General features: G+C 50.5%; 13 protein-coding genes. 7 read left to right on the plus strand and 6 right to left on the minus strand.

The annotated features are described in order from the left end of the window. Positions 1 to 37: 37 nt before the first annotated feature. Together Q1A04_RS15100 and Q1A04_RS15105 are read left to right on the plus strand one after the other, a co-directional pair. Positions 38 to 1,141: a T9SS type A sorting domain-containing protein gene (locus Q1A04_RS15100; RefSeq protein ID WP_299707689.1), complete on the plus strand. Its 1,104-nt coding sequence runs from the start codon at positions 38 to 40 to the stop codon at positions 1,139 to 1,141. A 115-nt stretch (positions 1,142 to 1,256) separates the two neighbouring features. Next, entirely contained in the window at positions 1,257 to 2,258 is a 1,002-nt protein-coding gene (locus Q1A04_RS15105) for an alpha/beta hydrolase (RefSeq protein WP_299707691.1), read from the plus strand. Between the two features lie 26 nt (positions 2,259 to 2,284). Here Q1A04_RS15105 and Q1A04_RS15110 read toward each other — a convergent pair whose 3' ends face one another. Continuing rightward, positions 2,285 to 2,506, minus strand: a complete 222-nt coding sequence (locus tag Q1A04_RS15110; RefSeq protein WP_299707693.1) for a hypothetical protein — start codon at positions 2,504 to 2,506, stop codon at positions 2,285 to 2,287. Positions 2,507 to 2,710: 204 nt separating this feature from the next. Between Q1A04_RS15110 and Q1A04_RS15115 the strand changes: the two genes are divergently transcribed. Continuing rightward, entirely contained in the window at positions 2,711 to 3,082 is a 372-nt protein-coding gene (locus tag Q1A04_RS15115; protein ID WP_299707695.1) for a hypothetical protein, read from the plus strand. 82 nt (positions 3,083 to 3,164) lie between these two features. Here the strand turns inward: Q1A04_RS15115 and Q1A04_RS15120 are convergent, their stop codons facing one another. Continuing rightward, entirely contained in the window at positions 3,165 to 4,583 is a 1,419-nt protein-coding gene (locus Q1A04_RS15120; RefSeq protein ID WP_299707696.1) for a DEAD/DEAH box helicase, read from the minus strand. A gap of 309 nt (positions 4,584 to 4,892) precedes the next feature. On the opposite strand from Q1A04_RS15120, the gene Q1A04_RS15125 reads away from it, so the two are divergent. Then, complete coding sequence (locus Q1A04_RS15125; protein WP_299707697.1) at positions 4,893 to 5,471, plus strand: helix-turn-helix domain-containing protein; 579 nt, start codon at positions 4,893 to 4,895, stop codon at positions 5,469 to 5,471. Between the two features lie 13 nt (positions 5,472 to 5,484). Next, on the plus strand, positions 5,485 to 5,934 hold the full coding sequence (locus tag Q1A04_RS15130) for a DUF305 domain-containing protein (RefSeq protein WP_299707699.1): 450 nt from the start codon (positions 5,485 to 5,487) through the stop codon (positions 5,932 to 5,934). A gap of 82 nt (positions 5,935 to 6,016) precedes the next feature. On the opposite strand, the gene Q1A04_RS15135 is transcribed toward Q1A04_RS15130, so the two are convergent. Together Q1A04_RS15135 and Q1A04_RS15140 are read right to left on the minus strand one after the other, a co-directional pair. Further along, positions 6,017 to 6,430 (minus strand): response regulator, encoded by a 414-nt coding sequence (locus Q1A04_RS15135; protein WP_299707701.1) that lies wholly within the window; start codon positions 6,428 to 6,430, stop codon positions 6,017 to 6,019. A 2-nt stretch (positions 6,431 to 6,432) separates the two neighbouring features. Continuing rightward, entirely contained in the window at positions 6,433 to 9,780 is a 3,348-nt protein-coding gene (locus Q1A04_RS15140) for a PAS domain S-box protein (RefSeq protein ID WP_299707703.1), read from the minus strand. A gap of 263 nt (positions 9,781 to 10,043) precedes the next feature. Between Q1A04_RS15140 and Q1A04_RS15145 the strand changes: the two genes are divergently transcribed. Then, the gene (locus Q1A04_RS15145) at positions 10,044 to 12,326 is read left to right on the plus strand and encodes a heavy metal translocating P-type ATPase (RefSeq protein ID WP_366943906.1); all 2,283 of its coding nucleotides are present in this window, start codon (positions 10,044 to 10,046) and stop codon (positions 12,324 to 12,326) included. Between the two features lie 36 nt (positions 12,327 to 12,362). Then, entirely contained in the window at positions 12,363 to 12,572 is a 210-nt protein-coding gene (locus tag Q1A04_RS15150) for a heavy-metal-associated domain-containing protein (RefSeq protein ID WP_299707705.1), read from the plus strand. Between the two features lie 80 nt (positions 12,573 to 12,652). On the opposite strand, the gene Q1A04_RS15155 is transcribed toward Q1A04_RS15150, so the two are convergent. Both Q1A04_RS15155 and Q1A04_RS15160 read right to left on the minus strand, forming a co-directional pair. Beyond that, positions 12,653 to 13,000: a transmembrane 220 family protein gene (locus tag Q1A04_RS15155; protein ID WP_299707707.1), complete on the minus strand. Its 348-nt coding sequence runs from the start codon at positions 12,998 to 13,000 to the stop codon at positions 12,653 to 12,655. A gap of 114 nt (positions 13,001 to 13,114) precedes the next feature. After that, positions 13,115 to 14,131 (minus strand): type IX secretion system membrane protein PorP/SprF, encoded by a 1,017-nt coding sequence (locus tag Q1A04_RS15160; RefSeq protein WP_299707709.1) that lies wholly within the window; start codon positions 14,129 to 14,131, stop codon positions 13,115 to 13,117. Positions 14,132 to 14,136: the final 5 nt, after the last annotated feature.

The raw sequence follows: 14,136 nt of genomic DNA on the forward strand, positions 1-14,136 counted from the left end.
GTAGAAACGAATCGCTAACTCCTTATACCTCATTACTATGAATCTCTTCGTCAACTTCCAAACCTTGCTAAAGCTAGCCCTTGTTTTACTGATGGGGCTCTTGCCTTTCCATCAACTTGTGGCGCAGGAAAACCCCAAGCAGAAACACCAGATGCACATCAAAATAATAAAGGAGGAAAACGGTAAGTCTGTTCTGATCGACACCACCTTTACGGCAATTTCAGAGGAGGAACTGGCGAAGGCGATAAAAGGGGCACGCTTGGATACGGCGCACTTGCGGCTGTTGGATGGGAAAATGCGGGCCTATACCTTAGGCAAAGAGGGGAATGCAGCGTTCAGGGCAAGGGTACAAGGTATAGAAGGGGATAGCGCCATGCGGCGTGCCCTGAAAGAGGTGCGCTTGCTTTCCTTGTCAGCCGATAGCCTAAGCAAAGAGATGGTGAAGCGCATTGAGGTGATGCGAGGCGAAATGAAGAATATGACCATTGAGGGTAACCCGCAAATCTATTTTCGCTCACTTAATGACTCCACTGGTGCTTTTAGTTTTAAAGAAGGAGATCGCATGATGAGGATAGACCCAAAGGAAATAGAGCGCATCGTGGTAGAAAGTATACCTAGGGGCTTGCAAATTGACTCTTTACTGATGAAAGAAGGCAAGTCCTATATCAAAATCATCACAGACGGGGAAGACAACAAGATATACCGCATCGACCGGGACGGAAATAAAGAAGAAGTGTCGGGCGAGGAAATAGGGCTCCATATAACCAGACCCGGCCGTGCCATTTTTATGGTGCGCAAAACCCAAGTAGAGGACGTGACGGATGCTGAGAAAGAACAGCTAAAAGCCACCGGTGCGCCCGTGGAGATGAAGTCGCGGGAAGAGCTGAAAGTAGAGGAAATCAGCTATTATCCAAACCCGAACAATGGTCGCTTCAACCTCAAGTTTACGCTCAAGAAAAAAGGAACCACTGTGGTGCGCGTTTTAGATGAAAAAGGGAGAGAGGTTTTTGTGGACACGGTCGAGAAACTGAGCGGTGAATACGAACGCGAGATCGACCTGACGCCTTTTGGCAGGGGCATGTACTTCCTGCAAGTAGCTCAAGGAGGGCGCTACCATACCAAAAAGCTTGTGGTGCAGTAGATAGAATTTTGAGTAGTTCAGTAGAGAAGCCCGGTGCCTGCAGTGCCGGGTTTTTTGCTTGCTAAACTCTTGAGGCCTGCAAAGAGTAAAAAGAGCTAGTCTATACCTGAACTGAATGAAGAACTTAGCATACTCCCTTTTTTTACTGGCTTTTACCCTTTTTAGGTTCCCGCTTCTGGCGCAAACGCAGCCGGCTTACGATGCCAACCTGAGTGACTATGCCTATCGCTATCCGGTAAACTATCTGGAAGTGGAACAGGAGGGACAGAAGTACAGAATGGCTTATATGGATGTGTCGCCGCCCAGAAGTTTCAACAACCCGCAAACTGTGGTGCTGTTGCACGGCAAAAACTTTATGGGCGCCTATTGGCAGCAAACGGTGAACTTTCTGGCAGGGCAGGGCTTTCGGGTAGTGGTGCCTGATCAGTTGGGTTTCGGGAAATCAGATAAAGCGGAGGTACACTACAGCTTTCACCAATTGGCGCAACACACGCGGCGCTTGCTGGATCATCTGAATATAAATGAGGCAGTGGTTGTAGGGCACTCGATGGGCGGCATGCTGGCCACGCGCTTTGCCCTCATGTATCCGGAGGCAACGGCTAAACTGGTACTCGAGAACCCGATCGGACTGGAGGATTACCGACGCATGGTGCCCTTTAAAAGCTTGGAAGAGCTTTATCAGGAAGAGCTGAAACGCACCGAAGAGAGTATCCGCAGTTACCACAAAACCTATTACACATCTTGGAAACAGGCCTATGAGGAGTGGGTGCGTATACCTGCCGCTCAGTTGCGCGGTCCTGACCAGCCGCTAGTGGCGCGTGTTGCAGCCCATACCTATGCCATGATCTATGAACAGCCTGTGGTGTATGAGTTGAGTGACTTGCAGATGCCTGTGCTCTTGGCCATTGGGCTCGAGGACCGCACCGTGGTAGGAAAGGCCTATATTGAAAGCGAGGAGGAGCGAAAGCTGTACGGGCAGTACCCGCAACTGGGGCAGCAAACTGCAGGGGCTATACCGAATGCCAGACTGTTGGAATTAAAAGGAGTAGGCCACATTCCGCACATCGAGGCGCCAGATCAGTTTCATAAAGGGCTACTGGATTTTCTAAAGCAATAAGCATTGCCTCGAATAGTAGCTAATTGTTAATGGTGGTGGTGATGGTCATTGGGCTTGCTGTTGAGGTTTGCCACTGTTCCCAACGCAAAGAAAACGAGCCAACATAGGTATAGCGCCTCAAAGTTATCTACCATCTTGCCAATGACAAGCAGAATGATATTGGCCACGATCGTCATGATCAGGCCGGTCATGGCGACAAACTGATAGGAGTTCATCTCACGAGGATCGTATATTTTCGATAGTTTCATGTACCGTTTTGGTCTTGGTTATAGTCTGTAACGCAACTGGTGCGGCAGACGTGCCATTCAGGCAAAATAATTGGCGCAAAGATAGGAGAAAGAAATGGCTATAGTGGCAAAAGTTTCCGGTTGCTTATTTATGTTAAATAGGGATGGCTTGCCTAACTGAAGTGTCCCGTGAGCGTATACACATGTAAACTAATTACTAGCGACATGTCAAAAAGCGACGAAGATATACAGAACACGCCCAACAAACCTAAGAATGTGAACGATGAACACAGACAGGGCCAAACTAATGACAACAAACCCGACCCAAGCGCCAAGCGCAATGTCGGGTATGGGGGAGCAATGGAACGTGCCGATCAGAAAGACAGTCTGGAGAACCTGCACATTCAGGGCAACGAAACAACCGGCTACGGCGCCAATAACCCCAATAGCACAGAAGAGTTCGCACAAGGCCCCGGCTTTGAGTACGAAGGCAGTGACACGGCCATGGACGATGATGTAAATGGTATCCGAAGCCGTCCGCAGCCGCTCGGAGACGACGACACGGAGCCATCTGATAGCGATCAGAGTAGAATCTAAGGTATAGCTTATACCTGTTTGAAAGGCAAAAAGCCCCGTCATACAAATATGACGGGGCTTTTTATATACTGAATGGCTGGTGTTATGCTTCTCTGGAAGAAGTTCTGCCTAGGCCACTGCCTCTTGTGTTTTTACCGCGCCAAGAGCTACCACGGCTATTACCGCCTGAGCGACTGTCTCCGCTATTGCTTCCGCTTGTGCGACCATTAGAGCTAGAGTTCCCACCTGAACGGTTACCGCCATTGCTGTTTCCAGTTGGTCTGTTACCACCTGCACGGTTGCCGTTGTTAGAAGCTGCTCTGTTACGAGGTTCTCTGCCGGCCGGGCCTTTCGGCTTCTTTGCATGTTCCAGATTAACCGACAAGTGCTCAGGCAATCCAAACGGATGGTTTGCATCTACCTTGATCTGCTTGTTGATCAGCTTTTGGATGTCACGCAGGTAGGCACGCTCTTCTGAGTCGCAGAAGGAGAGGGCAACGCCAGCGTTACCGGCACGGCCCGTACGGCCAATGCGGTGCACATAGGTTTCCGGCTCATTCGGCAACTCAAAGTTGATTACGTGCGACAGCTCCTCTACATCTATACCGCGGGCGGCAATGTCGGTGGCCACAAGCACGCGGGTGCTGCCGGCCTTGAAGTTGCTCAAAGCACGTTGGCGGGCATTCTGTGACTTGTTGCCATGTATGGCCTCCGCCTGAATGTTTGCCTTGTTTAAGTCTTTAGCCACGCGGTCAGCACCATGCTTCGTTCTGGTGAACACGAGCACACGGTCGATCTCAGAATCGGTGAGCAGGTGACGCAACAGGTCGCGTTTGTCATTTTTCTCCACAAAGTACACGGCCTGTCCTACCTTCTCGGCAGTAGACGAAACCGGGGTTACTTCCACTTTCACCGGATTTATCAAAATGGTATCTGCCAGCGCCTGAATAACAGGCGGCATAGTGGCAGAGAAGAAGAGCGACTGACGCTGCTTTGGCAGCATTGGAATGATGCGCTTGATATCATTGATAAAGCCCATGTCCAGCATGCGGTCTGCCTCATCTAGCACGAAGAATTCTACATGCTTGAGTGAGATAAAGCCTTGTCCGATGAGGTCGAGCAAACGGCCCGGTGTTGCGATGAGCACGTCCACGCCACGTTTTATGGTCTGTACCTGCGCATGCTGCGATACGCCACCGAAAATAACGGTATGGCGCACGCCGGTGTTTTTGCCGTAAGCGGCAAAGCTTTCGTTGATCTGTATGGCCAGCTCCCGTGTAGGAGTCAGGATAAGCGTTTTAATGGTGTTGGATGCTCTGTTCTTCTGGTTGTGCAGCATCTGCAGCACAGGTATGGCGAAAGCAGCTGTCTTGCCAGTGCCCGTCTGAGCGCAGCCAAGCACGTCGTTGCCAGCCAAAAGGTGTGGAATAGCCTGTTCCTGTATGGGCGTAGGCTGCGTATAGCCCTCCGCCTGAAGCGCCTTCAGGATAGGATCTATTAAATTTAATTCGCTAAATGTCATGTATGATTGATTATTGCAAGCTGCAAAGGTAAGTCTATTTATCCGGCTTGCCCGATTTATTTATGAAACCCTATATTGCCGAGTGGCAGGTAAGACTGGGTTGATTAAGGGTACAACAGGAAGTGTAAGGTAATAATTCAAATGGGATATAATTAGAATCTTACCAACACATGCCTTTTGGGGCGCAGGCAAAATGTTTTGCTAGATTTGCGTAGGTATACCTAAGGCAGTGCCGGTAAGGAAGCCGTTCCCGTTCAGCCTATTTGCAGCCGTAAGGCTTTCAGGCACTAGCCCATAAAAAGCACTAACATGACACAGTCCCATACCTTGCACATCCGAAACATGGTTTGCCCCCGCTGCCTCAAGGCGGTAACCGAAGAGCTCGACAAGCTGGATCTGCACCCAGTGGCCATCCAGCTGGGCGAAGTAAAACTCGAGCAAGAACCCACGGCTAAACAACTACAGCGCCTCCGCGAAGCCCTATTAGAAAATGGCTTTGAGTTGATAGAGGATAAAAAGGCTGAGTTAGTGGAGAAAATAAAAATCGCCATTATCGAGTTGATCCGTTCGGGTAAAGTAGAGCACTTGAGCACCAACATGTCTGATTATTTGGCTGACACCCTAGGGCGCGATTACCATTACCTAAGCACGCTGTTTTCGGCAGAGGAGGGGCTCACGATTGCCCGTTACGTGGTGCTGCAGAAAGTAGAGCGGGTAAAGGAGTTGTTGACTTACAATGAGTTGACTTTAAGTCAGATCAGCTTTCAGTTGGGTTATAGCAGCGTTGCCCACCTGTCGGCACAGTTTAAGCAAGTAACCGGTATGTCCCCATCAGAGTATAAGAAAGCCGCAGCCCCTTCACGGAAGTCGCTTGATCAAATTACCTGAAATTAAAATTGCTATGGGAAAAGAAAATTACGGAAAGTTTATGCTCACGCTCAGCCTTTCCTTTTTGGTGATGTACGCGGTCATGTTCAGCAATGTGGCCGACTTGAGTCACATTCATCTCAATCTTAACCGCCTTTACATGACCATCTTGATGGTGGCTCCCATGGCATTGATCATGCTCGGCGTGATGCGCGCGATGTACAAGGACAAGAAACTGAACGCTATCATTGTGGTTATGAGTGTTGTGGCGACGGTAGGGGCTTTTATTATGCTGCGTAACCAAGCTTTTGTCGGCGATGATGAGTTTATCAACTCTATGATTCCGCACCACTCATCGGCTATACTGGTAAGTGAAGAAGCCAGAATAAGTGATCCGGAACTAAAGAAACTGGCAGAAGAGATTATCAAAGCCCAAAAAGAGGAGATAGCCGAGATGGAGCGAATGCTCAAGCGACTAGAGTAAGTATGGACAGGTATAAAACCGAAGAGCGCATGCTCGTTTTTTATTGACGTGGCATGCGCTCTTTCTATGATGTCAGGTTGTGTTATACCCGCATCAAAAATTCTTCTTTAATGAATTCGAGTATCTCGGGCGAAAGCGGTTTCGAGAAAAATTCCTTCACTTCTTTGTGGCTGCGGGCACACATGATATCCTTGCGGTCCACAGCTGAAGACAGCATAAACAGATTGCACTTCTGCGTGGCATACTCGGGCAGCTTGCGATACTCCTCTATAAAGTTCCAGCCGTCCATGCCGGGCATGTTGATGTCCAGAAAGATCAGGTCGGGAAAATTATCACTGGTGGTGCCTACAGATGATTTCAGAAACTCGAGCGCCTCTTCGGCCCCCTGAAAGCTCACGACATCGTCTGCAAAGTTCTCATTTCGGATGATGCTCTCGCAAACAAAGTTGTTCACCTCATCATCATCAATCAAAACTACTCTTTTCAATATATTCATTACTACTCGGTGTGTCTAAAGTATATGTTAAAAGTAGTGCCTACATTTACCTGACTGTCTACTTCTACTTTGCCACCCAGCAACTCGGCTTGGGTTTTGACAAGATGCAGTCCCAGACCACGGCCTTCGGCATGCGAATGGAATCGTTTGTACAGACCAAAGACTTTTCCCTTCTCCTTCCTTAAATCGATCCCAAGTCCATTGTCTGAAACGCTGAGACAAATATAGTTAGGAATAGTGAAAGTTTTAAGTCGTAGCTCTAAATTTCTGTCAGGTGATTGGTATTTCAACGCGTTGGTAACCAGATTGTGCATAATGCTGTGCACATAGCTCCGGACGGCAACAACATGGGGTGCCTTGTCAAAGTCAGGGAGGATGTGCATGTCTTTCCCCATCATCTCATCTGGCAGGCTATCAAGTACTTCTTCAAACACGTCGCTGAACCATACGTCCTCCCTGACTTTGCTAAGCTCACTCCGGATGGTGAGAATATCGTTTAGGTCCCGAATGGTGCTATCAAGCAGTTTGGCAGATTTAAACAGATTGTCGATCACCCGCGGGTTCATAGGCGAATCTGGTTTGTGCTTGTCATAGATAGTGGTGAGCCCCAGTATATTGGCGATCGGTGCCCGCAGGTTGTGTGACACAATGTAGGCGAACTGCTGCAGGTTCTGGTTTTGCTTCAGGAGCTGGTCAGTGAGCTCATCACGCTTGGCCTCCGCTTCCTTATACCATGTCATGTCCGAGGCAGAGCCATCGAGGCGGTATACCAGCCCGTCTTTGTCAAGCCTTGGCGATATACGTAGCATGAGCCATTTGATTTGCCTGTCTTTAGTGGTAATACGCACCTCGCAGTGCTGACGAAGCCCAGCCAGCAGTTCAGGTATAATGTTGTCCTCCACGGCCCTTCTGTCTTCATCGTGTATGGTGCTGCACCATAGGTTGGGATCATTTAGAAAATCCTCCTCGGTATAGCCTGTCAGTTCAAGGCACTGTGGGCTTACGTATAGCATGTTCAGTTCGCTATCAGCCGAAAAGATCATTTCAGGTATGTTCTCGAGCGTGGACTGTAAGAGGTTTTTGGCTTTGAGGGCTTCCTGCTCAGTCTGTTTGCGTTCTGTTATATCCTGCACGGAGCCGTGGAAGCGAATCAGTTTGCCTTGGGCGTCATACTCCGGCTCCCCAATCTCATAGACCATACGAACGCTTCCATCCGGCCGCACGATGCTGTGCTCCACCGACATGATTGTGCGGCTCTTTATTGCGTTAGCGAACGCCTGCTTGAGCGAGTCGCGCTCAGCATCTGGCACAAATAGCATAATGTTACTGAGCGTTGGTAAGAAGGCCTTTTTACTGACGCCATAGATGTCGTACACACTGTCAGACCAAGTAACGTGGTCATGCTCAAAGAACAGCTCCCAGTTGCCGAGTTGAGCGAGTTGCTGAGCCCGGGCCAACTGCTCCTCGTTTCGCCTGATAAGCTCCATGGCCAGTTTTCGCTCCGAAATATCGAGCACACTCAAGGCCACCGCCAGCACCCTGTCGTCAGGGCCGAGCACCGGGCGCAGTGACACCTCATGCCAGAAGTCACCGCGGCCCGTCTCATAGATCACGGTTTCGCCACGCAGTACTTTGGCATGTTGCAGCTTAAGGTCTTCTGCCATATCCTGGGGCAAGAACTCCAGAAAATGGTGCCCTATTTCCAGTTCGCGGAGCAGTGATCGGTAAACCTCTTCTTTGGCTACGCTATTGTACATCATGATGCGGAAAGAGCTGTCAAGTAGGTAGATGGCTTGGGGCGAACTATTCAGCAGCGCGCGCAGGTTAGCCTCACTCGTGACAAGTTGCTCCTGCGCGTTTTTCTGATCCGTAATATCGATCATAGTGCCGTTCCAGATCACATGGCCGGCGTCTTTTAACGTGGGCAGTCCGTGGGCCTGTATCCATTTTCGGGTGCTTGCGTTTGGCGGACTGATGCGGAACACCACCACCAGCGGGCTAAGCTTACGGTAGGAGCCCAGCAGAGCCTTCCGCACTGTGGCGGCATCCTCTGGGGCGATGTAACGATACAGAGCATCCGGGTTGGCATAGGCCTCCTGTGGATTTATCTGGAGCAGTTCTTTTATACCTTCGCTTATGAAAGTGAATGTGTACCGCAGATCGCTCTTCATCTGAAGTTGAAAAACGGCGCCGGGTATGCTTGAACTGACTTCGCGGAGCTGCGTCTCGCTTTTCTGGAGTTGATCGATCATCTGCTGACGCTCCTCCACATTGATGGCGACCACTAGCCGGGGCATGGAGTCCTCCCAGTCAGGCAGGGCGTGTGAAACTACCTCTACCTCGAAAATGCTCCCGTCTTTACGCTTATGACGTGTTTTACTGTACTGTGACTCTTTTTTATCTTGTTGCTCGAGTTTGTACTTGAGCAGGGGCACGTCCGTTTCAGGGCGAATGTCGAAAATGTTGAGTTGCAGAAACTCCTCCCGTGTATAGCCATACCCACGAAGGGTCGCCTCATTCACATCCAAGAAATGCCTGTTTCGCTGGTCGTATACCCACATCGGGATTGGGTTGGAGTCGAACAGGAGCTTATACTGCTTCTGGCTTTCCAACAGAGCTTTTTGAAGTTGAAGCCGCTCTTTTACTTCAGTATTTAATATCCGGTTATCAAGTCTCAGACGTTGGAATACGTTGCGTATCAACAGCACCGCAATCAGGCCCACGAGTAGGGTCAGGCCTAGCAGCAGTTTGTGGTTGTCCACAAACGAGGCGATAGACACTGCCGCCTGCTTGCCGCTTTGGTGTGCAGCGCCGCGAATGCTATCACTCAGTTGCTTTAAGTAGCCTTGGTGCTGCTGATACTCTGGGGTGATGACTTGTCGGTTAAAAGCTAGCGCCTCTTTGGGGTCACCACTTCGACTCAAGTCCAGCAAGTGAGCTATGAGTGTGTCATGGGCGGCATTCTCCTCCTCAAACTTGTCCAGCATATGTAGCCGGCTTTTGTTTTTCACAAGTCGTTTGAGCTCTTTGATCATGACGGAGCTTTGCTGCTGCGTCCCTCGAATCTCGCGTTCGTACTCTCTCTTTTCCTTTAAACTATTGGATGTCAGGTGCAGCAGCACCGCTTTATGCACGGCATCGTCGTTGCTCTGCAGGTCATCAATAAGCTCCAGTTCCTGCAGCAGCACCTCCAAGTAGGCACTCTGATCGAGCTGTACCTGACGGGCCTGAAAGAAGGTATAGGAAATGATGACAAGCAGGATGAGCAGCAGGCCGGCAAATGTGAGCAGCACCAACTGAATCGTGCGCGATGCTTTTGGCAAAGGCGACAGGTCGTTTGTTTTCAACATGAGGGTGCGGGGTCAGGTGCTATTAACTTTACGTTTGTCGAAAATCAAAATAGCTGAATTTGCACTAAAATTGCGCAGATTGTTTCACAACATAAAAAAATGAAGCATCAATAACAAAAAAAATATCAATTTCTGGCCCAAGGGAATTCTTTTAGCCGGGCTATCCAGAAATCCTTACAGGACTAATTCATCTCCGTGTTTTTCCGGAGCTTCATAAATCTGTAAACCTTTCAAAAGATAATGTAACACAGCTGGGGTATGGTATGCGTACCTTTGTATTGTTGGAAGGCATAATCAATTCGCATAGAATGGAGACGATCGAGAAAAAAACATATAAAAAGGAGACGTTCCCGGTGGAGGGAATGACCTGCGCCTCCTGTGCATCGAGCATCGAGAGTATGCTGCGCACCGTGGACGGGGTACAGGAAGCCAATGTTAACTTTGCGGGCAAAACCGTGCAGGTGGCCTACACCCCCACGCAGGTGCAGCCAAACCAGCTGCGTGACACACTGCAGGAGATAGGCTTTGAATTGCTCATAGAAGAGCATACGGAAGTAGAGCTGGAAGAGCGGCAGGCGGCGGCCCTTGCATCTCTTAAAACCAGAACCATTGCCGCGGCTGTGTTGGCGTTCCCGGTTTTTGTACTGGGAATGTTTTTTCACAATGCCTTTAGCTGGGGGAACTGGGCCATGCTGGCCTTCACGACGCCGGTGCTGCTCTGGGCGGGCCGCCACTTTTTTGTGAACGCATGGGGGCAGGCCAAGTACTTGCGCGCCAACATGGACACACTCGTGGCCCTGAGCACCGGCATCGCGTTCGCTTTCAGTTTGTTCAACACGGTATACCCGGAGTTTTTCTTGAGCAGGGGATTGGAGCCGCACGTTTATTATGAAGCGGTGGCCGTGATCATTGCCTTTATTCTGTTGGGCAAATACCTCGAAGAAGGAGCCAAAAGCAGAAGTTCTCAGGCTATTAAAAAGCTGATGGGGCTTCAGCCCAAGACAGTACGCGTGCTGCGCGATGGTATAGAAGCCCAAATCCGGATAGAGGAGGTGCGCATCGGGGATCATGTGCTGCTGCTGCCCGGCGATCGGGTTCCGGTCGATGGTGAAGTGCTATCCGGTACGACCTATGTTGATGAGAGCATGCTGAGCGGCGAGCCCCTGCCTGTGCAGAAGCAGGCGGGCGATATGCTCTTTGCCGGCACCATCAACCAGAAGGGAAGTCTGCAGCTAATTGCCCGCAAAACGGGAGGCGAGACCATGCTGGCGCACATCATCAAAATGGTGCAGGAGGCGCAGGGTAGCAAGGCGCCGGTGCAGAAGCTGGTGGATAAGATCGCAGGAATTTTCGTGCCAATCGTGCTGCTTATCGCGCTGCTTACCTTTGGGGCTTGGATAACGCTGGGAGGGGAGGCCTATCTGTCACAGGGCTTGGTGTCCATGATCTCCGTGTTGGTGATCGCCTGCCCTTGCGCGCTGGGACTGGCCACGCCGACCGCCATTATGGTGGGTGTGGGCAAGGGCGCTGAAAACGGCATCCTGATAAAGGACGCGCAGAGTCTGGAGCACGCCTATAAAGCCAATGCTATTCTACTGGACAAGACGGGCACCATTACACTAGGTAAGCCCTCTGTTACGGATGTGGTTTGGGCCGACCATGTAACGGAGCAGGAAAGGCTCTCACAGCTATTCTATTCCATAGAAGCCAAATCGGAGCATCCCATTGCACAGGCTATCTATACCTATTATAAAGAGCAAGGGATGCAGCCTGTGGAGCCGACCTACTTTAACAGTGTGACTGGTATGGGGGTGGAGGCTGCATTTGAAGGGCGGAAATATTTTGCCGGTAACGAGAAGCTGCTGAAACAGGAAGGGATAGGTATAGGCGCCCAGCTGCTCGAGGCAGCCAAACTACTGCAGGAAAATGCGAAAACTGCCGTCTACTTTGCGGATGCGAGTCAGGCACTCGGCGTGTTTGCCGTGAGCGACCCCGTTAAACCGGCTGCCGCCGAAGGTATAAAACGCATGAAGGAAGCCGGATTGGAGGTATACATGCTCACCGGTGACAATGCCCAGACTGCTGCTGCAGTTTCCAGACAAGTGGGTATTACCCATTTTGAGGCTGAATTGCTGCCGGATGACAAAGCCTCTTTTGTGAAGAAACTGCAGGCGGAAGGCAAAGTGGTGGCCATGGTGGGTGACGGCATAAACGATGCGCAGGCCCTTGCCACCGCCGATGTAAGCATAGCCATGGGGCACGGCACGGATGTGGCCATGGATGTGGCCGGCATCACACTCATGCGCTCAGACCTGATGCAGGTAGCTGCCGCCATCAACCTGTCGCGGGCGACAGTGCGCACGATCCGGCAAAACCTGTTTTGGGCATTTATTTACAATGTGATCTGTATACCGGTCGCCGCGGGCCTGCTGTTTCCATTCACCGGCTTCCTGCTAAACCCGATGCTGGCAGGGGCAGCCATGGCGCTTAGTTCTGTATCCGTGGTAAGTAACAGCCTGCGCCTGCGCGGCAAAAAACTTTATTAAATGAATTTGTTAATCAGTTTATAAATTATGTTAAATATGAAGACCTATAAATTTAAAACAACGATCAACTGTGGAAGCTGCATTAGAGCGGTAACACCCCATATGAACAAACTGGAAGGGGTGCAGGACTGGAAGGTGGACACAGACAATCCGGACAAAATACTGGAAGTGACCTCTGATAGCCTTGATGCGCAGACGATCAAAAGCACAGTGGAAAAAGCGGGTTTCAAAGCAGAGCAGGTGTAGTCGATGCTGACAGCTGAAAAGCTACGGGTAAGATTATAAAGATAGAAACCGATATGAATTAAGATGGGCAAACTGAGAGATCAGTTTGCCCATCTTTTTATGTGGCCCGGCTCATGGGGCGGGTGCAGACTTGTTTTCTTCTTAAAGAGGAGGGCGAGTAGTAGCATCGAAAAAGCACCGAAGATCAGCAGCGCGACCTCGCTAGCCGCCGCATTTTGCCAGAAATAATAAACCCCTGCTGTATAGGCCGTAGCGGCAATTAATAGCCATACCCTGCCCATGCGTTCGAGGGCAGTCATAAAGCTGAAGATAGCACCAGCTAAGTAGACCATAATCCACAACACCGCATCAGGGCGACTGTACTGCAAAGCAGCCGCCACCACGAGGCAAACTCCCAACGCAATTGCTATAACCTGTTTGAAAGCCATACGATTGATACTTTATACTGTATTTTGGAATACTGCAATAAAATATAAAAGTTTTGCTAAAAAACAAAATCTATAGAGCAATTTTCATTTGAAAGAGACTTTAAGTATTGTATACTACCAAGCCCACTGCGGACAAAGCACTTTGGAGGTGTTACGCAGCTTAAAACCGAGCACCACCTCGTGACTACCCGTGTTAGAATTGCCTAGCGGGGACACAATGGCATCGTAGGAATAACTCAGGTCCATCAGATAGCTGATGTTGATGCCCGCCATAACTGCCATAGACTCCTTGTGTCGGTAAGACGCCGCAGCCCATACTCTGTCACTGTACATGGCTTTCAGGGTGGCGTCCACTGACAACGGACTTGGCTGCGCCATCTTGAGCATCACTGATGGGATGAGCGCCAAATCCGGCGATACATCCAAACGATAGCCCCCGGTCAGGAAGTAGTGCTGCTGTAGACGGCCGCTGTTGTCGGTGGCCACGCCGGTGGTCAGATGTTCGCGCTTGCTGGGAACCAACTGCGTGCCGGCAAACCCGATATAGTAATTATAGGAGTAGAGCCACAGGCCCATGTTCAGGTCAAACTTAGTCTCATTCACACGACCGTCGTTTATGGCTTGGTCATTCGGGTTGATCACCCGTACAGCGGTTGGGTCCAAGTTATATTGAATTAGGCCCGGCGCAACACCCGCAGCCAGACGCAACGTACGCGTCAGGGGCTGGTGGTAGGCGTAGTTCACGTTAAAGCTGCTGCGCTTGAGCGGGCCTGTCGCGGTTGTCATGGCTACGGCGCCGATACCATGGTGTGCTCTAACGCGGCGGTAAGAGGTCGGCTTTTTGGTGGTGACCTCTTTTGGCACAACGCCGGTGCGCTGCCCAACGGGCACAGGGTTCACATCTTTCAAGATCGGGGCATGGAACGTGGCGTAGTAGGAAACAGGGGCTCCCTCCAGTCCAGACCACTGCTGCCGCGTACCAATCTTCACATCAGCGTAGTCCTCTATTCCTGCTATGGCCGGATTGAGCAGGTAATTGTTGAGGGTGTACTGCGTGTACTGCGGCTTCTGCTGCGCCATGGCCTGCGTGGCTAGCAGAAGCACAAAACCCAAAGCTAAAAGTTTGTTCATAGGCT

This window comes from uncultured Pontibacter sp., assembly GCF_947499215.1.
Lineage (GTDB): Bacteria > Bacteroidota > Bacteroidia > Cytophagales > Hymenobacteraceae > Pontibacter.